Raw genomic sequence first — 16,148 nt, 5'->3', positions numbered from 1 at the left:
TACGTCATTTTACGAGAATGCCCGATCACACCGGTCCCGCGAATCGACCTTCCGCCGCTGTCCTGCTCGAGCGCCAGTTTGCGCTCGCGGACGAAGCCGCGACGATGGCATTCGGCGAGCGCTTCGCGCATGCGATCGACGGCGTGCGCAGCGAAGCCAGCGCGACGGTCCATGACGGATTCAACGGTCTCCAGGTGCAGCTGCACGGCGACCTGGGCGCCGGCAAAACGACGCTCGTGCGCGCCACGTTGCGCGCGCTCGGACACGCGGGCCGCGTGCGCAGCCCGACCTATACGCTCGTCGAACCTTATGCGGTCGAACGGCCGGATGGGGAACTCGAGCTGTATCACTTCGATCTCTACCGTTTCACCGATCCGGCCGAATGGGCCGACGCAGGCTTTCGCGAATACTTCGACAGCGGCGCTATCTGCCTCGTCGAATGGCCGGAGCGCGCGGGCACTCTGCTGGGCGTGCCGGATCTCGTCTTCTCGCTCGACGTCGACGGCGATGGCCGCATGCTGATCGCCCGGGCGTATAGCGAACCAGGAAAGGCATGTCTCGAAAGATGTTGATCAAACCGTTCCGCTCGATCGAATCGGCGGCCACCGCGACGCATAACTGGCGCCGCCGGCAGATTCTTCGCGCGGGCGCTTCCACGCTCGTCCTCGGGCTTGTCGCGCCGCGTCTGGCGTGGGCGCAGTCGGTGCTGGGCGTGCGCGTGTGGCCCGCGCGCGACTACACGCGCGTGACCATCGAGTCCGACCAGCCGCTGCAGAACACGCAGCAGTTGCTGCAAGGGCCCGACCGGCTGGTGGTCGATCTGAGTGGGCTCGACCTCGACCAGGCGTTGCGGGACCTCGTCTCGAAGATTGCGCCGAACGATCCGCAGATTCAATCCGTGCGAGTCGGGCAGTATCAGCCGCATGTCGTGCGGATGGTGTTCGACCTGAAGGGCTCGGTGAAGCCGCAGGTGTTCACGCTGCCGCCCGTGGGCACGTACAAATATCGTCTGGTGTTCGACCTGTATCCCGCAGTCGCGCCCGATCCGCTGATGGAACTGCTCGCGCAGTCGGAGCGCAAGCAACAGCAACTGGATGACAACGCCGCGCCACCGGCTGCGCCACCCGCCGCGACGTTGAGCGGCCCGTCTGCGCCGCCTGCCGACAACACCGACGCGTTCTTCGAGAAGTACGCGCAGAACAACGCGCCTTCGTCGCCCTCGCCCGCGCCGCGTCCGCCCGTGCATACGGCGCCTGCGCCCACGCCGCACGTTCCGTCGAAGCCCACGCCGACGCCTGCGCCGCCCGTCATCGCGCGCAATAACGACAACGATGCGGACAACGACGGCGACAGCGGCGACGACGCCTACAAGTTCACCACCCCGAAGAAGGGCAGCAACACGGTGCGCCTGTTGACGGTCGCGATCGATCCGGGTCACGGCGGCGAGGACCCGGGTGCGATTGGCGGCAGCGGCACGTATGAGAAGCACGTCGCGCTCGATATCGCGAAGAAGCTACGCGCGAAGATCGATGCGCAACCGAACATGCGCGCGATGATGACGCGCGACGCCGACTTCTTCGTGCCGCTGAACGTGCGTGTGCAGAAGGCGCGGCGCGTCGGCGCGGACCTGTTTGTGTCGATTCACGCGGATGCGTTTACTACGCCGGAAGCGAGTGGCTCGTCGGTGTTCGCGCTGTCGGAGCATGGCGCGTCGAGCGCGGCCGCGCGCTGGATGGCGAATAAGGAGAACTCGTCGGATCAGATTGGCGGCATCAACATCAAGTCCGCCGATGCGAGCGTGAACCGCGCGTTGTTCGATATGTCGACGACGGCGCAGATTCGCGATTCGATGAGGTATGGCAATTTTGTGCTGAAGGAGATTGGTGGGATCAACAGGTTGCATAAGGGGTCTGTTGAGCAGGCTGGCTTTGCCGTGCTGAAGGCGCCTGATATTCCGTCGATTCTTGTTGAGACCGCTTTTATCAGTAACCCGGATGAGGAGCGTCGTCTGAATGATGATGCGTATCGGGAGAAGATGGCTAGCGCGATCATGACCGGGATTAAGCGGTATTTTGCGGCTAATCCGCCGCTGGCTAAGAATCGGATGACCTGATCTGGGGTTTTGGTTTTTGTCTGCGACGCTGGGTGGTTTGCTTTGCCTTTCACTGGCATCCGCGTTTTGCCTTCGTGCTTCATGCGTCGCCCCTGTGGGTTTGCCTTTTCGCTGGCATCCGCGTTATGCCTTCGTACTTCAAGCGTCGCCCCTGTGCGGGGCGGCACCTACTTTTCTTTGCCGCCGCAAAGAAAAGTAGGCAAAAGAAAGCGGCTAACACCGCCAGTTCTTATGTTTGCCTGAGGGCCCCCAAAGGTTCCTACGCTTCACACGGCAATCACATGACTCATGCTCGTTGCCACCGCATTGAAAGAGCGCCTCACCTGCTCCACGCGCCCGCGTTGCGGCACGCCGTGCCAGATATTCCGCCGCCGCCCAGGTGGCAAACTGTGTGTAGGCCGCAGAGGCACACACGCCTCACTTCGGACAGATAGCGCACGCGCACCACCATGTAAGAGCGCCAGGCTATACGATGCGACAACGTACACACAGTTTGCCACCTGGGCGGCACATACCATTCGCTGCCGCTAGCCCAAGTTCGGATGTTTGAAGTGGGTGAGGCGCTCATTCGAAGCGTTGGCAACGAACGCGAACAGAAATGCCGCCGTGTGAAGTGTAGGAACCTTTGGGGGCCCTCAGGCAAGAACAAGGATTGGCGGTGTGAGCCGCTTTCTTTTGCCTACTTTTCTTTGCGGCGGTGGCAAAGAAAAGTAGGTGCCGCCCCGCACAGGGGCGACGCTTGAAGCACGAAGGCAAATCGCGGATGCCAGCGCAAACGCCAACACCGCCGCATCGCGAATACCAGCGCCCCCCAACCCACCCCAACCAACCATCACCGCGCGAGGGGCAACCTCTGCACAACCCACCCACCGAACACATTAACAGCAAGCCCCGCCATCACCAAAACCGCGCCACCAATCTCCGCACCCGACAACGACTCGCCGAGAAACAGCGAAGCCGACGCCAGCCCAACAATCGGCACGAGCAACGAAAACGGCGCAACCTGCCCCGCCGGATACTTCGACAGCAGCCGGCTCCAAAGCCCATACCCAACCAGCGTAGCAACAAACGCGAGATAAACGATCGCGAACACCGACGAAGCGCCGATGCCCGTCAGTGCAGCCCCGATCCGCTGCGGCCCTTCGAGCAGATACGACAGCACGAAGAACGGCACAGGCGGAATCAAACTACCCCACACTACGAGGCCCACCAGATCGACCTTACCGACTTTCTTGGTGACGATATTGCCGAGTGCCCACATCACAGCCGCGCACAGCGTGAGAATGAACCCGGCAAGCGTCATCGCGGCTCCGCCCTGCAGACCGATCACGGCAAGCCCGATCGCCGCGACAACGAGCCCGAGCACGTTCTGCACGCGAAAGCGCTCATGCAAAAACAAAGCGGCAAACAGGAGCGTAAAAAACGCCTGCGCCTGCAGCACGAGCGACGCGAGGCCAGCCGGCATGCCGACATACATCGCCGAAAACAGAAACGCGAACTGCCCGAGCGAGATCGTCGCGCCATAGGCGATGAGCCAGCGCCACGGCATCTGCGGCCGTTTGATAAAGAACACAGCGGGAAAAGCGGCAAGCATGAAGCGCAGCGCGCCAAGCAGCATCGGCGGAACACCATGCAGCCCAACCTTGATCACGACAAAGTTCACACCCCACGCAACGACAACGACCAGCGCCAGCAGCAGGTCTTTTGGTGACATCTACATTCCTGTGTTTGCTCTGTATCAGAGCATGAGAGTGTAGCCGAGCTATCCGGCAACGGTGCTCAGCCGTTTAGCCAGTTCTCGACGTTGAGGCCCGGATAGGCGGCGAAGTCGCGCTCGTTGTTCGTCACGAGCGTGACACCAACTGAAACGGCGTGCGCGGCAATCAGTTTGTCGAAGTGATCTTTCTTGCGCTCGCGCGTCGCCTCGCGAATCGGTCCGTAAGCGCTCGCCGCCTTGACGTCGAATGGCAAGACGGGAATGTCTTCAATCAGCGCTGCCAGATTGCGCCGCTCGCGCGCGCGATTCGCGCACACGGCGACGCCATACTCGAGTTCCGCATAGGTGATGGCCGACATGACGACATCGCCGATAAAGCACTGCTCGAACCGCCGCGCGACTTCTTCCGGCTGGTTCTTCATCAAATAAATGCACATATTCGTGTCGAGCATGAAGCGCGGCATTACAGGCCCTCCCGATCCGCCTGCTCCTGATCGCCCCGCCCTTCCGACATGAAGTCGTCGCCGAACTTCGCGAACTTGCGCAACACACCTGTCAACGGCCGACGTGCAGGCCGGATTCGCAATTCGTCGCCGACCCGCTCGATCTCCACCTCCATATCGAGGCTCTCATAAGCAAGCTCCGCAGGAATCCGCACTGCTTGCGAATTGCCGTTACGGAAAATTCTGGTCATCGGCATCATTCCTCCAGACATCATGTGTGTACGATGTATGTACTATAGCGCAATTTGCGAATCCACGTACATACATGTGTGTGCACACTGCGTCGGCACGTCCCTGAAACGCGTGTGTCGCCGCCCGGCAGTAAAATGATTCACCCTGTCCCCACCAACCGAGCCCGTCATGTCCTCATCGATCAAAGCGGTTCTGAAGCCCCACGTCCGCGACATCGGCAATCTGGCCGTGCGGCGCGTACTGCCCGCGATGGCCGCGCGTCTCGTCGGCCCGTTCATCTTCTTCGACCACATGGGCCCCGCCACGCTGCCTGCCGGCACGGGGCTCGACGTACGCCCGCATCCGCATATCGGACTCGCGACCGTCACCTATCTGTTCGAAGGCGCGATCATGCATCGCGACAGCCTCGGCTCCGAACAGAAGATCGTTCCCGGCGACGTCAACTGGATGACGGCGGGCCGCGGCATCGTTCACTCGGAGCGCACGCCGGAACCCGACCGCACGAATGGCTCGACGGTACACGGCATCCAGACGTGGGTCGCGCTGCCGCTCGCCGATGAAGACGCCGAGCCGTCGTTCGAACATCACGCGGGTGCCACGCTGCCGGAGATCGAACGCAACGGCGTCACGCTGCGCATCATCGCGGGCACGTCGTTCGGCCAGACGTCGCCGGCGCGCACGTTCTCCGGCACGCTGTATGCCGCCGCGCATTTCGCACCGGGCAGCGTGCTCGCGCTCGAACCGGAGCACGACGAGCGCGGCGTGTATCTCGTCGACGGCGACCTGTCGCTCGATGGCGAGCCGCTCGAAGTCGCGACGATGGCCGTGCTCACGCCCGGCGAAACCGTGACGCTAGCGAGCGCGAAAGGCGCGACGGTGATGCTGCTCGGCGGCGAGAAGCTGGACGGCGAGCGCTTTATCGAATGGAATTTCGTCGCGAGTTCGCGCGAGAAGATCGAGCGGGCAAAGCTCGCGTGGACCAACCAGGAAATGGGCAAGGTGCCCGGCGAGACCGAATGGATACCGCTGCCCGAGCGCAAGCCGCGCTAGACTGGCAGACATCCGCGGGGAGCGGCGCAGCGGCGCGAAAGGGCCGATGAAGCCCTGTATTGAAACGACTCAGGCCGCCCCCAACTACTTCGCCTACCGATCCAAGGAAGAGACAGCAATGGACACCACCCTCGCCACTTTCGAAAAGGACGTCATCAGCGCGTCGATGCTCGCGCCCGTACTCGTCGACTTCTGGGCGCCGTGGTGCGGACCGTGCAAGACGCTCGGCCCGATGCTCGAAAAGCTCGAGGCCGAGTACGAAGGCAAATGGCGGCTCGTGAAGGTGAACGTCGACGAAAACCAGGAGCTGGCCGCGCATTTCCAGGTGCGCAGCATTCCGCACGTCGTCGCGTTCGCGGACGGACGGCCCGTTGATCAGTTCATCGGCGTGCTGCCGGAAGGCCAGTTACGCGAGTTCCTCGACCGCCTCGTGCCGGACGGCGCGGAAGCGTCGCGCGCGGAAGCGGCCGTAGCGATCGCCGAAGGCCGCCGCGAGGATGCGTACGACGCGCTCAAGGCCGCGCTCGCCTATGACCCGGGTTTCGACGAAGCACGGCTCGATCTGATGGAGCTGCTGCTCGAAGACAACCGCGCCGAAGAAGCGCAGAAGGAAAACGATCTGCTGTCGCCCAAAACGACGCAGGGCATCGACGCGCGCTACAACGCGATCAAGACGCGGCTCGATGCCGTCGACGCCGCCTCCGACCTGCCGCCCACGGATGCGCTCGAAGCCGCCGTCGCCAGCAATCCCGACGACCTCGAAGCGCGCTTCGATCTGGCAAGCGCGCTCATTGCCCGGCGCAAGTACGATCCGGCGCTCGAGCATCTGCTTGCCATTGTCACGCGTGACCGCACGTTCCGCGAAGACATCGGCCGCAAGACGATGTTGTCCGTGTTCGATCTCGCCGCGCATCAGCCGGAACTGGTCGCGAAATGGCGCCGCAAGCTGAGTGCGTTGTTGAACTGATCGTTCTCGCTCGACCATGAAAAACGCGGCCATGTGCCGCGTTTTTTCATTCAGGCGAGAAAGCGTAAGCCGCCGCGCTTCAGGCCGCGTTCTTCGCCAGCGCGCGCAGCACATGCGCCACGGCCGCAAAGCCGAAGCTCGCCGTCACGCACACGCTCGATCCAAAGCCCGCGCAGTTCAGGCCCACAGGGCCATGATGACCGGGCGACGTCGTGACGTGCTCAGCTTCTTCGTCGATATCGCAGACGGCCGCTTCCGGATAGATCAGCGGCTCGTCCGAATACACCGCGCTCACCTTGAACTTCGCTTTCGGCCCACGCGGAAAGCCATGTTGCTTGCGCAACTGGCCGCGCACTTTCGACAGCAGCGGGTCCTGAATGGTCTGCGCGAGATCGTCGATACGGATACGCGTCGGATCGAGCTGGCCGCCCGCGCCACCGACCGTGATCAACGGCTGCTTGTGCTCGACGCACCACGCGATCAGCGCCGTCTTCGTGCGCACGCTGTCGATCGCATCGACCACGTAGTCGAAGCCGCCGCCCAGCACCGTGTCGAAGTTGCCCGGCTCGATAAAATCTTCGATCACGCGCACATCGCACTGCGGATCGATCAACCGGATGCGCTCGGCCATCGCATCGACCTTGGGCTTGCCGTAGTTGCCGTCGAGCGCGTGAATCTGCCGGTTCGTGTTGCTCTCGGCGACGTTGTCGAGATCGATCAGCGTGATCCGGCCGATCGCCGTGCGCGCGAGCGCTTCCGCCGCCCACGAGCCGACGCCGCCAATGCCGATCACGGCAACGTGCGCGCGCTCGAACGCGGCGAGCGCCGGCGCGCCGTACAGGCGCGCGACGCCGCCGAAACGCCGGGCGCGGTCGGCGGTTTCATGCGCGCTGGAGTCGGTAGTAATATCGGAATGCTCGGTGACGAGAGGCGTGGACATGATGGGTAGCTTCGCTGATTCGGACTACGGCATTGCAATATCCTGCGGATATCTGCATGCTTTCAACCCTGTATTTTGCCTGATCGCGCCGGCGCACGCCCGCGGATTGCGGCGTCAGCAGCTTCAACGCGCGGCCCACACGACACGCCTCAACGCAGAAAACTTTGTCCTTCGCTATACTGGTTCCACACTGTAGCGCTTGCATAAAAACATGAGCACTCTTGCCGACCTTCGCAAAAACTATTCGCTCGGTTCGCTGGACATTGCCGACGCCGACCCGAACCCGTTCCGTCAGTTCGACGTATGGTTCAAACAGGCCATCGACGCGCAACTCCCCGAACCGAACACGATGACGCTTGCGACGGTCGACCCGCGCGGCCGGCCTTCGGCGCGCATCGTACTGATCAAGGGTGTCGACGAGCGCGGGTTCGTGTTCTTCACGAACTACGAGAGCCGCAAGGGCCTCGACCTCGCGCAGAACCCACACGCAAGCCTCCTTTTCTACTGGATCGAACTCGAGCGCCAGGTGCGCGTCGAGGGCGCAGTCGTCAAGACGAGCGACGCTGAAAGCGACACATACTTCGCATCGCGTCCCGTCGGCTCGCGCATCGGCGCATGGGCGTCCGAGCAGAGCAAGGTGATTGAAAGCCGTGCCGCTTTGGAAGCGCGAGAACGCGAATTCATTGCACAATACGGGGACAGTCCGCCCCGGCCCCCGCACTGGGGCGGCTATCGCCTGATTCCCGACGCGATTGAATTCTGGCAAGGACGGCCTTCACGTCTGCACGACCGGCTGCTCTACACGCGTAGCGGCAGCGCCGACTGGACGATCGCCCGTCTGTCGCCCTGACACATCGATGCACCGGCGCGCGGCCCGTCCTGCTTCACATTGCATGACGCGTTGCGCCGACGGCAGAATCGCGTGCGCGCGGCTCCACATCAGACAGCGCGGCCAAGGCCGGCTCGCGCGCTGCGCACTGTGGTTCGACAGGCTTTGCTTTGATTCATTGGACACGGAGAAATCACATGTTCTGGGAGAAGAAGCTGGCGCAGTGGGTAGACGAAGTAAAAACGAAGGCCAATATCCCGGCGCGCCTGGTGTTATGGGATGGCCAGCAACATGACTTCGGCACGTTCGCCGCGCCGCAGGTCACACTGAAAGTGAATAGCGCGTCCGCGCTGCCGCTACTGCTCGAACCGAGCCTGGACAATCTGGGCGAGGCGTACGTGAAGGGCAAGATCGACATCGAAGGCAAGCTGTCGGACATCATCAACATCAGCTATTCGCTGGCGCGCAGCACGGTAACGAGCGCGAGCAAGCTCGCGCGCGTGCGGCGCTATTTCAACCACTCGAAAACGTCGGACAAGAAGGCGATCCAGTATCACTATGACGTCTCGAACGAGTTCTACAAGCTGTGGCTCGACGAGAACATGGTGTACTCGTGCGCGTATTTCGAGAACGGCGACGAAGACCTCGCCACCGCGCAGATCAAGAAGATCGATCACATCCTGACGAAGATCCAGGTGCAGCCGGGCCAGCGTCTGCTCGATATCGGCTGCGGCTGGGGCGCGCTCGTGCTGCGCGCGGCGCAGAAGTTCGGCGCGAAGTGCGTGGGCGTGACGCTGTCGCAGAACCAGTTCGACCTCGCGACGCAGCGCGTGAAAGCAGCCGGTCTCGAAGGCCAGATCGAAATCCGGCTGCAGGACTACCGTGACGTCCAGGGGCAGTTCGACCGCATCACGAGTGTCGGCATGTTCGAGCACGTGGGCCGAAAGAATATGCCCGGCTACTTCCAGAAGATTCACGACCTGCTCGCGGATGACGGCATCGCGATGAATCACGGCATCACGTCGACCGATTACAACAGCGGTGAAACGGCGCTGGGCGGCGGCGAGTTCATCGACAGATACGTATTCCCCGACGGCGAGTTGCCGCACATCAGTCTCGCGCTCGAAACGATGCAGCGCGGCGGGCTTGAAGCTTTCGATATCGAAAGCCTGCGCCGCCACTACGCGCGCACGCTCGACATCTGGGCCGAGAACTTCGAGGCGAGAGCGGCAGAAGCGAAGTCGCTCGTCGACGACGAGAGATTCCGCATCTGGCGCGTGTACCTCGCGGGCTGCGCGTATGCGTTCGAGAACGACGACGTATCGATCTATCAGGTGGTGTGCCGCAAGGCGGGCCGCAGCGCGACGACGCTGCCCTGGTCGCGCCGCTTCATGTACGAGAAGGCGCTGTAAAATCGCTGACTGGATTCCGCTTCGGGCCCGTGGCGCTCATGCATCGGCCCGAGGCGGACGTAGTTCATCAGCGTCAGCGCACTGTCTCTCGTAACGGATCGATGGAAGAAGAAGCGGCACCCGAAACGCCCGACGCCTCCCTGCAACTCGACATGTTCGGCAATCCCGTCGAGCAGGCGCCTGTCGCCGTTGCTTCCGTACCCAAAGCTTCGTCGGAAACGGCTGCCGCGCCCAGCGACGCGCCACCGAAAAAGCGCCGCGCCCGCGATGTTCTCGCCGCGCCGCCTTCCGACGAAGTCATTCACCTCGCCAGCCAGTTGCCGCCGCAAGTGCATCTCGGCACCTCGACATGGTCCTTTCCCGGCTGGAAAGGCATCGTCTACGGCGACGACTACAGCAACAGCAAGCTCTCGCGCGATGGCCTCACCGCCTACGGCGCGCATCCGCTGCTGCGCACGGTGAGCATCGACCGCTCGTTCTACGCGCCGCTCACGCTCACCGACTATCTGCGTTACGCGCAGCAGGTGCCGGACCATTTCCGCTTCATCGTGAAGGCGCCCGCGCTCGTCACCGACGCGACCGTGCGCGCCGAACGCGGCGAGCCGGTGTCGGAGAATCCCTGCTTTCTGAACGCCCAGCTGGCCATCGCCGAATTCGTGCGGCCGTGTATCGACGGGCTCGGCGCCAAAGCGGGCGCGCTCGTGTTCCAGTTCTCGCCGCTGCCGAATGAAATGCTCGCGCGGCCGGCCCTCTTCGTCGACCGGCTGACGGCGTTCCTGGCGGCGCTGCCGCCGCTCGAAGGCGATACCTGCTACGCCGTCGAAATCCGCGATGCGTCGATGCTGACGCCGCGCCTGATTCGCGCGCTAAAGGCGACGGGCGTGCGCTACTGCGTCGGCATTCACGCGCGGATGCCCGATCCGTCGCGGCAGGCCGCCGCGCTTGCGTTGCTGGATGAAGCGCCGTCAGGGCCGCTGATCGTGCGCTGGAGCCTGCACGGCGGCTTCAAGTACGAACAGGCAAAAGCAAAGTACGAACCGTTCGACAAACTCGTCGACGAAGACCCCGACACCCGCACCGCGCTCGCCGAGCTGGCGGCGCGTTACGCGATTGCAGGCCAGCCGGTGCTGATCGCCGCGAACAACAAGGCCGAAGGCTCCGCGCCGCTGACCTGCGTAAAGCTCGCGGCGCAAATCGCTGCCGCCTGCGAGCGTCTTCGCGGCGCACAAAAAGAAAACGCGGCGCAGTCCGCGTAGGACCTGCGCCGCGCAAGCTGCTACATCAATGCGCGACGATCAGTCCGCGCTCACGCGCCGGCCTTGATCCGATGCGCGAACTTCTGCCGGAACTTCGCCACCTTCGGCGCGACGACGAACGCGCAATAGCCCTGATCCGGATGCTGCGCGAAGTAGTTCTGGTGATACACCTCGGCAGCAAAATAGTTGCCGTCCAGCGGCAGCACCTGCGTGACGATCTGGCCGTCGTAGATGCCTTCGGCGCCGATCTCGCGGATCGCCTGCAACGCCGTGTCGCGCTGCGCGTCCGAGTGGGTGAAGATCACCGACCGGTATTGCGTGCCGACATCGTTTCCCTGGCGGTTAAGCTGGGTCGGATCATGGATCGCGAAGAAAATATCGAGGATCTCGCGGTAAGTGATGCGCGCCGGATCGAACTCGACATTGACGACTTCCGCGTGCCCCGTGTCGCCGTCGCAGACCTGCTCGTACGACGGATTGTCGACCTGCCCGCCCGCATACCCCGATTCCACCGACGTCACCCCATCGACGCCCAGATACACCGCCTCCAGACACCAGAAACACCCGCCGCCCAGCGTGGCGGTCTCGACTGACTGACTCATGCTCGCTCCTTGAATTTGGCTCGCCGCGACGCTTGCCCTTCGGACAAAAACGCGCTGGGCTCGCCGCAGTCACTGTGGACACCCGATGCTTCACCGCATCCGACCGGCGCAATACTCCGCCCTTTTCGGGATTCATGCAGCCCGCACGCACCATCCGTACCATGCGGCCGCCCTTGTCCCGCCACGCGCTCGCGCCTGGCCCTCTGCGATTGCAGTTAAAATTGGGACAATTCGCCGAATTTCTACATGACCTTCGAACCGTTTTTTTCCCTCTGGTCGCTTCATCAAGCGGTCCATTCGCCAGAATGCATCAGCCGATGAAGCACGCCAACCCGCCCAATTTCGACAACGGCGCTTTTCGCCGCGCGCTCAGCCAGTTCGCGACGGGCGTCACCGTCATTACGACACGTGCGCCGTCTGGCGCGTTGATCGGCATCACGGCCAGTTCATTCAATTCCGTCTCGCTGGCGCCGCCGCTCGTGCTGTGGAGTCTTGCGACACGCTCGGCCTCGATGCCCGTGTTCCGCTCGAACAGTCATTATGTCGTCAATGTGCTGGCCTCGACGCAGCTCGATCTGTGCAAGCGCTTTGCAACCGTCAAGGGCGACCGCTTCGAAGGGGTGTCGCATGCGGCGGGCGACACGGGCATGCCCGTGCTCGACGGCGCGCTCGCATGGTTCGAATGCCATAACCGCAGCCGCTACGACGAAGGCGATCACGTCATTTTTGTCGGTGAAGTGGAGCGCTGCGGCGTCCACGATCAGGCCAGCGAAACCGAACCACTCGTGTTCCAGAACGGCGATTTTCACGGCCTGAAGCGGCTCGGCTGACAGGCCGGCGCTTTTGCGTGCGACGAAAGGCGCGGTTTTCCGCCCGCCCCGGTGCCGCTAGCCTGGTTGTTGCGCCTTTGTTGAGCTCGCTACCAGCGCGACGGGCACGCCCGAATCTTCCTTCAGCGTCTGCAGCACAATGTTCGAGCGGATGTCCAATACGCCCGGCGCCTTATACAGGCGGCTGAGCACGAAATCCGAATAGTGCTTGAGATTGTGGGCGAGCACCCGCAGCAGATAATGCGTCTCCCCCGTCACGACGAACGCGCCGACCACTTCCGGCCAGTCGCGCAGCGCGTCGGCGAAGCGCTCATGCCAGTTCTCCTGGTCGTTGCGCATCGATACCTGCACGAACGCTTCCAGTTCGAACCCCAGCACTTCGCGGTTCAGGCACGCGCGATAACGCTCGATCACGCCCTGCTCTTCCAGCAGGCGCAAACGTCGTAGACACGCGGACGGCGAAAGCGAGATGCGCTCCGCCAGATCCAGATTGCTGATTCGTCCTTCGTGCTGCAGCACCGTCAAGATACGGCAATCGGTGGCGTCCAGTGAGATCGCGTTCATTTTCGGTCTCCCTTTCCCATTTGCCTCAAATTATGTTCCAAAGGGGGCGAAATAAACAGTTTTTTTAGCAAGCACATTTCGTCTGATGCCGCCTATTATCCAATGAAGGTTGCAGAACAACGGCACTTGCATGGGATCAGAGTAAGACGCTGAGGCGCCAACTGTGGTCAATAGGAGACGAATGGACACGCTTTGGGACATCACGCCCGCCGTCGATACGGCGACGCCCGTCTGGCCGGGCGACACGCCCGTGGGCATCGAGCGCGTGTGGCGGATGGAGGCAGGCTCGCCCGTCAACGTCGCGCGGCTGACGCTCTCGCCGCACACGGGCGCGCACACCGACGCGCCACTGCACTACGACGCCGACGGCGCCGCGATCGGCGCAGTGCCGCTCGATGCGTATCTCGGCCGCTGTCGCGTGATCCACTGTATCGGCGCGACGCCGCTGGTGAGCCCGGAGCATGTTGCCGCGTCGCTCGACGGCGTGCCGTCGCGCGTGCTGCTGCGCACCTACCGCGAAGCGCCTGTTACAGCGTGGGACAGCAATTTCTGCGCAGTCGCGCCCGACACGATCGATCTGCTCGCCGCGCACGGTGTGAAGCTGATCGGCATCGACACGCCGTCGCTCGATCCGCAGGAATCGAAAACGATGGATGCGCATCACCGCATCCGCGCGCACCGGATGGCGATTCTCGAGGGCATCGTGCTCGATGCCGTCGCGCCCGGCGACTACGAACTGATCGCGCTGCCCCTCAAGCTGACGACGCTCGACGCCAGTCCGGTGCGCGCCGTGCTGCGCGCGCTTCCTGAACAACGACATTCCGCTTAAACGCACTCTTTCGACCGAACGAACACCATGAATCAACGTGAAGAAGCACTCGCGCTGGATGCAGCCGACCCGCTCGCGCCGTTGCGCGACCAGTTCGCGCTTGCGCCGAACGTCATCTATCTGGACGGCAATTCGCTCGGCGTGCCGCCCGCCGCGGCTGCGCAGCGCGCGCAGACCGTGATCGGCGCCGAATGGGGCGAAGGACTGATCCGCAGTTGGAACACGGCCGGCTGGTTCTCGCTGCCGCGGCGTCTGGGCAACAAGCTCGCCGCGCTGATCGGCGCGGCGCACAACGAGGTCGTCGTCACCGACACGATTTCGATCAACCTGTTCAAGGTGCTGTCGGCGGCGCTGCGCATGCAGGACAAGCGCGACCCGAAGCGGCGCGTGATCGTGTCGGAGCGCTCGAACTTTCCGACCGACCTGTACATCGCGCAAGGGCTGATCAAACAACTGGATCGCGGTTATGAGTTGCGCCTCGTCGACGATCCGTCCGAATTGCCCGCCGCCATCACCGACGAGGTCGCCGTCGCGATGATCACGCACGTCAACTACCGCACGGGCTATATGCACGACATGGCCGCGCTGACGAAGCTGATCCACGACAAGGGCACGCTCGCGCTGTGGGATCTCGCGCATTCGGCGGGTGCCGTGCCGGTCGATCTGAACGGCGTTGGTGCGGATTGTGCCGTCGGTTGTACGTACAAGTATCTGAATGGCGGTCCGGGTTCGCCAGCGTTCGCGTGGGTGCCGCATCGTCACCAGAGCGATTTCGAACAGCCGTTGTCGGGCTGGTGGGGACATCGCGCGCCATTCGCAATGGACCCGACCTATGCAGCCGACGACGGCATCGGCCGCTTTTTATGCGGCACGCAGCCGATGGTGTCGATGGCGCTGGTCGAATGCGGGCTCGACATTTTTCTGCAAACCGACATGCAGGCGATTCGCAAGAAGTCGCTTGCGCTGACGGATCTCTTCATCGAACTGGTGGAAACGCGCTGCAAAGAATTTCCGCTCGAACTCGTGACGCCGCGCGCGCATGCGCAACGTGGCTCGCATGCGAGCTTCGAGCATCCGCATGGCTATGAAGTGATGCAGGCGCTGATCGCGCGCGGCGTGATCGGCGATTATCGCGAGCCGCATGTGTTGCGTTTCGGCTTTACGCCGCTGTACACGCGCTTTGTCGATGTGTGGGATGCCGTCGAGCATCTGCGACACGTGCTCGAGCACGAGATCTGGCGCGCGCCTGAATTTGCCGCACGCGGCGCCGTGACCTGAGGAGCCCGCGATGACCGACCACATGAAGATGACGGAAGACAAGCCCGCGCAAGGCTGCCCGTTCGGGCATGGCGGCACGCAGACGCCGCGCGAGACGCACGCGTCGCACATGGCCGCCGATGAGAGCGAAGGCTGGCACGACGCACAGCTCGATTTCTCGAAGTCGATGAGCTATGGCGACTATCTGTCGCTTGGATCGATTCTGCATGCGCAGCATCCGTTGTCGCCGGATCACAACGAGATGCTGTTCATCATTCAGCATCAGACAAGCGAGTTGTGGATGAAGCTTGCGCTGTATGAATTGCGTGCCGCGCTTGCTTCAGTGCATCGTGATGAGTTGCCGCCGGCGTTCAAGATGCTTGCGCGTGTGTCGCGGATTCTTGAGCAGCTTGTGCAGGCGTGGAGTGTGTTGTCGACGATGACGCCTTCGGAATATACGGCGATGCGGCCGTTTCTTGGCAGTTCGTCGGGGTTTCAGTCTTATCAGTATCGTGAGCTGGAGTTTATGCTCGGGAATAAGAATGAGCAGATGCTCAAGCCTCATGCGCATCACGCCGATGTGTTTGCCGAAGTGAAAGCGGCACTCGAGGCGCCTTCGTTTTATGACGAAGTGGTTCGTTTGCTGGCGAGGCGGGGGTTTGCTATTGATGCCTCACGGCTCGAGCGGGATTGGACACTGCCTACTCAGCATGATGCTTCGGTTGAAGCCGCCTGGCTTGAGGTTTATCGGAATCCTTCCCAGCATTGGGAACTGTATGAGATGGCTGAAGAACTCGTCGATCTTGAGGATGCCTTTCGGCAGTGGCGGTTTCGACATGTGACTACCGTTGAACGGATTATTGGGTTTAAGCAAGGGACTGGTGGGACTGCAGGCGCTCCTTATCTGCGCAAGATGCTTGATGTTGTGCTGTTTCCTGAGCTTTGGCATGTGAGGACGTTGCTCTAGGTTTTTTGTCTTGCGACTGCTGGTTTGGTTTGCTTGTGTTTGCGCTGGCATCCGCGTTTTGCCTTCGCGCTTCATGCGTCGCCCCTGTGCGGGGCGGCACCTACTTTTCTTTGCCGCCGC

The 16,148-nt window shown here is 62.6% G+C and carries 17 protein-coding genes; 11 read left to right on the top strand and 6 right to left on the bottom strand.

Going from position 1 to position 16,148, the window contains the following annotated elements; genetic code table 11:
• Positions 1-17: 17 nt before the first annotated feature.
• Both tsaE and SB822_RS51465 read left to right on the top strand, forming a co-directional pair.
• A complete protein-coding gene (tsaE, locus tag SB822_RS51470) occupies positions 18-572 on the top strand; it encodes a tRNA (adenosine(37)-N6)-threonylcarbamoyltransferase complex ATPase subunit type 1 TsaE (protein WP_007739791.1) in 555 nt (184 codons plus the stop codon).
• Positions 554-2,113: an N-acetylmuramoyl-L-alanine amidase gene (locus SB822_RS51465; protein WP_007739792.1), complete on the top strand. Its 1,560-nt coding sequence runs from the start codon at positions 554-556 to the stop codon at positions 2,111-2,113. Before tsaE ends, SB822_RS51465 begins: the two co-directional genes overlap by 19 nt.
• 832 nt (positions 2,114-2,945) lie before the next feature.
• Here SB822_RS51465 and SB822_RS51460 read toward each other — a convergent pair.
• The 3 genes from SB822_RS51460 to SB822_RS51450 form a co-directional block, all read right to left on the bottom strand.
• Complete coding sequence (locus SB822_RS51460; RefSeq protein ID WP_090838705.1) at positions 2,946-3,827, bottom strand: EamA family transporter; 882 nt, start codon at positions 3,825-3,827, stop codon at positions 2,946-2,948.
• A 65-nt stretch (positions 3,828-3,892) separates the two neighbouring features.
• Positions 3,893-4,294: a type II toxin-antitoxin system VapC family toxin gene (locus SB822_RS51455; RefSeq protein WP_090838703.1), complete on the bottom strand. Its 402-nt coding sequence runs from the start codon at positions 4,292-4,294 to the stop codon at positions 3,893-3,895.
• Complete coding sequence (locus tag SB822_RS51450) at positions 4,294-4,530, bottom strand: antitoxin (RefSeq protein WP_007743226.1); 237 nt, start codon at positions 4,528-4,530, stop codon at positions 4,294-4,296. Before SB822_RS51450 ends, SB822_RS51455 begins: the two co-directional genes overlap by 1 nt.
• Before the next feature lie 163 nt (positions 4,531-4,693).
• Here SB822_RS51450 and SB822_RS51445 point away from each other — a divergent pair, with 163 nt between their 5' ends.
• Both SB822_RS51445 and trxA read left to right on the top strand, forming a co-directional pair.
• On the top strand, positions 4,694-5,575 hold the full coding sequence (locus tag SB822_RS51445; protein WP_042316704.1) for a pirin family protein: 882 nt from the start codon (positions 4,694-4,696) through the stop codon (positions 5,573-5,575).
• 118 nt (positions 5,576-5,693) lie between these two features.
• On the top strand, positions 5,694-6,542 hold the full coding sequence (trxA, locus tag SB822_RS51440) for a thioredoxin (RefSeq protein ID WP_090838701.1): 849 nt from the start codon (positions 5,694-5,696) through the stop codon (positions 6,540-6,542).
• Positions 6,543-6,621: 79 nt separating this feature from the next.
• Here the strand turns inward: trxA and tcdA are convergent, their stop codons facing one another.
• The gene (gene tcdA, locus SB822_RS51435; RefSeq protein WP_007578889.1) at positions 6,622-7,482 is read right to left on the bottom strand and encodes a tRNA cyclic N6-threonylcarbamoyladenosine(37) synthase TcdA; all 861 of its coding nucleotides are present in this window, start codon (positions 7,480-7,482) and stop codon (positions 6,622-6,624) included.
• Positions 7,483-7,693: 211 nt separating this feature from the next.
• Between tcdA and pdxH the strand changes: the two genes are divergently transcribed.
• From pdxH to SB822_RS51420, 3 genes are all read left to right on the top strand, one after another.
• Positions 7,694-8,332 (top strand): pyridoxamine 5'-phosphate oxidase, encoded by a 639-nt coding sequence (gene pdxH / locus SB822_RS51430; RefSeq protein ID WP_007578894.1) that lies wholly within the window; start codon positions 7,694-7,696, stop codon positions 8,330-8,332.
• Positions 8,333-8,508: 176 nt separating this feature from the next.
• Positions 8,509-9,723: an SAM-dependent methyltransferase gene (locus tag SB822_RS51425; RefSeq protein WP_007743228.1), complete on the top strand. Its 1,215-nt coding sequence runs from the start codon at positions 8,509-8,511 to the stop codon at positions 9,721-9,723.
• A 101-nt stretch (positions 9,724-9,824) separates the two neighbouring features.
• Positions 9,825-10,979 (top strand): DUF72 domain-containing protein, encoded by a 1,155-nt coding sequence (locus tag SB822_RS51420; protein ID WP_090838699.1) that lies wholly within the window; start codon positions 9,825-9,827, stop codon positions 10,977-10,979.
• A 50-nt stretch (positions 10,980-11,029) separates the two neighbouring features.
• On the opposite strand, the gene msrA is transcribed toward SB822_RS51420, so the two are convergent.
• Positions 11,030-11,581 carry a peptide-methionine (S)-S-oxide reductase MsrA gene (gene msrA / locus SB822_RS51415; RefSeq protein WP_090838697.1) on the bottom strand — a complete coding sequence of 184 codons (552 nt, stop codon included), beginning with the start codon at positions 11,579-11,581 and terminating at the stop codon, positions 11,030-11,032.
• A gap of 317 nt (positions 11,582-11,898) precedes the next feature.
• On the opposite strand from msrA, the gene SB822_RS51410 reads away from it, so the two are divergent.
• Positions 11,899-12,411, top strand: a complete 513-nt coding sequence (locus tag SB822_RS51410) for a flavin reductase family protein (RefSeq protein ID WP_007578904.1) — start codon at positions 11,899-11,901, stop codon at positions 12,409-12,411.
• Positions 12,412-12,468: 57 nt separating this feature from the next.
• Here the strand turns inward: SB822_RS51410 and SB822_RS51405 are convergent, their stop codons facing one another.
• A complete protein-coding gene (locus tag SB822_RS51405) occupies positions 12,469-12,975 on the bottom strand; it encodes an Lrp/AsnC family transcriptional regulator (protein ID WP_007578906.1) in 507 nt (168 codons plus the stop codon).
• Positions 12,976-13,156: 181 nt separating this feature from the next.
• Between SB822_RS51405 and kynB the strand changes: the two genes are divergently transcribed.
• Genes kynB through kynA form a run of 3 tightly spaced genes read left to right on the top strand, consistent with a single transcriptional unit; the run spans position 13,157 to position 16,028 of the window.
• On the top strand, positions 13,157-13,804 hold the full coding sequence (kynB, locus tag SB822_RS51400) for an arylformamidase (protein ID WP_090838694.1): 648 nt from the start codon (positions 13,157-13,159) through the stop codon (positions 13,802-13,804).
• 27 nt (positions 13,805-13,831) lie between these two features.
• Positions 13,832-15,082: a kynureninase gene (kynU, locus tag SB822_RS51395; protein ID WP_090838692.1), complete on the top strand. Its 1,251-nt coding sequence runs from the start codon at positions 13,832-13,834 to the stop codon at positions 15,080-15,082.
• Between the two features lie 10 nt (positions 15,083-15,092).
• Complete coding sequence (gene kynA / locus SB822_RS51390) at positions 15,093-16,028, top strand: tryptophan 2,3-dioxygenase (protein WP_007743232.1); 936 nt, start codon at positions 15,093-15,095, stop codon at positions 16,026-16,028.
• The last annotated feature ends 120 nt before the right edge of the window (positions 16,029-16,148 follow it).

Source organism: Paraburkholderia sp. SIMBA_054, from assembly GCF_046534875.1.
Lineage (GTDB): Bacteria > Pseudomonadota > Gammaproteobacteria > Burkholderiales > Burkholderiaceae > Paraburkholderia > Paraburkholderia hospita.
The sequence above is the reverse complement of the archived record's forward strand: the minus strand, read 5'-3'. Positions and strand labels throughout refer to the sequence as shown.

Coding starts and splice junctions, on each gene's coding strand:
- tsaE (WP_007739791.1), top strand. CDS start 18: ATGCCCGATCACACCGGTCCCGCGAATCGACCTTCCGCCGCTGTCCTG.
- SB822_RS51465 (WP_007739792.1), top strand. CDS start 554: ATGTCTCGAAAGATGTTGATCAAACCGTTCCGCTCGATCGAATCGGCG.
- SB822_RS51460 (WP_090838705.1), bottom strand. CDS start 3,827: ATGTCACCAAAAGACCTGCTGCTGGCGCTGGTCGTTGTCGTTGCGTGG.
- SB822_RS51455 (WP_090838703.1), bottom strand. CDS start 4,294: ATGCCGCGCTTCATGCTCGACACGAATATGTGCATTTATTTGATGAAG.
- SB822_RS51450 (WP_007743226.1), bottom strand. CDS start 4,530: ATGCCGATGACCAGAATTTTCCGTAACGGCAATTCGCAAGCAGTGCGG.
- SB822_RS51445 (WP_042316704.1), top strand. CDS start 4,694: ATGTCCTCATCGATCAAAGCGGTTCTGAAGCCCCACGTCCGCGACATC.
- trxA (WP_090838701.1), top strand. CDS start 5,694: ATGGACACCACCCTCGCCACTTTCGAAAAGGACGTCATCAGCGCGTCG.
- tcdA (WP_007578889.1), bottom strand. CDS start 7,482: ATGTCCACGCCTCTCGTCACCGAGCATTCCGATATTACTACCGACTCC.
- pdxH (WP_007578894.1), top strand. CDS start 7,694: ATGAGCACTCTTGCCGACCTTCGCAAAAACTATTCGCTCGGTTCGCTG.
- SB822_RS51425 (WP_007743228.1), top strand. CDS start 8,509: ATGTTCTGGGAGAAGAAGCTGGCGCAGTGGGTAGACGAAGTAAAAACG.
- SB822_RS51420 (WP_090838699.1), top strand. CDS start 9,825: ATGGAAGAAGAAGCGGCACCCGAAACGCCCGACGCCTCCCTGCAACTC.
- msrA (WP_090838697.1), bottom strand. CDS start 11,581: ATGAGTCAGTCAGTCGAGACCGCCACGCTGGGCGGCGGGTGTTTCTGG.
- SB822_RS51410 (WP_007578904.1), top strand. CDS start 11,899: ATGAAGCACGCCAACCCGCCCAATTTCGACAACGGCGCTTTTCGCCGC.
- SB822_RS51405 (WP_007578906.1), bottom strand. CDS start 12,975: ATGAACGCGATCTCACTGGACGCCACCGATTGCCGTATCTTGACGGTG.
- kynB (WP_090838694.1), top strand. CDS start 13,157: ATGGACACGCTTTGGGACATCACGCCCGCCGTCGATACGGCGACGCCC.
- kynU (WP_090838692.1), top strand. CDS start 13,832: ATGAATCAACGTGAAGAAGCACTCGCGCTGGATGCAGCCGACCCGCTC.
- kynA (WP_007743232.1), top strand. CDS start 15,093: ATGACCGACCACATGAAGATGACGGAAGACAAGCCCGCGCAAGGCTGC.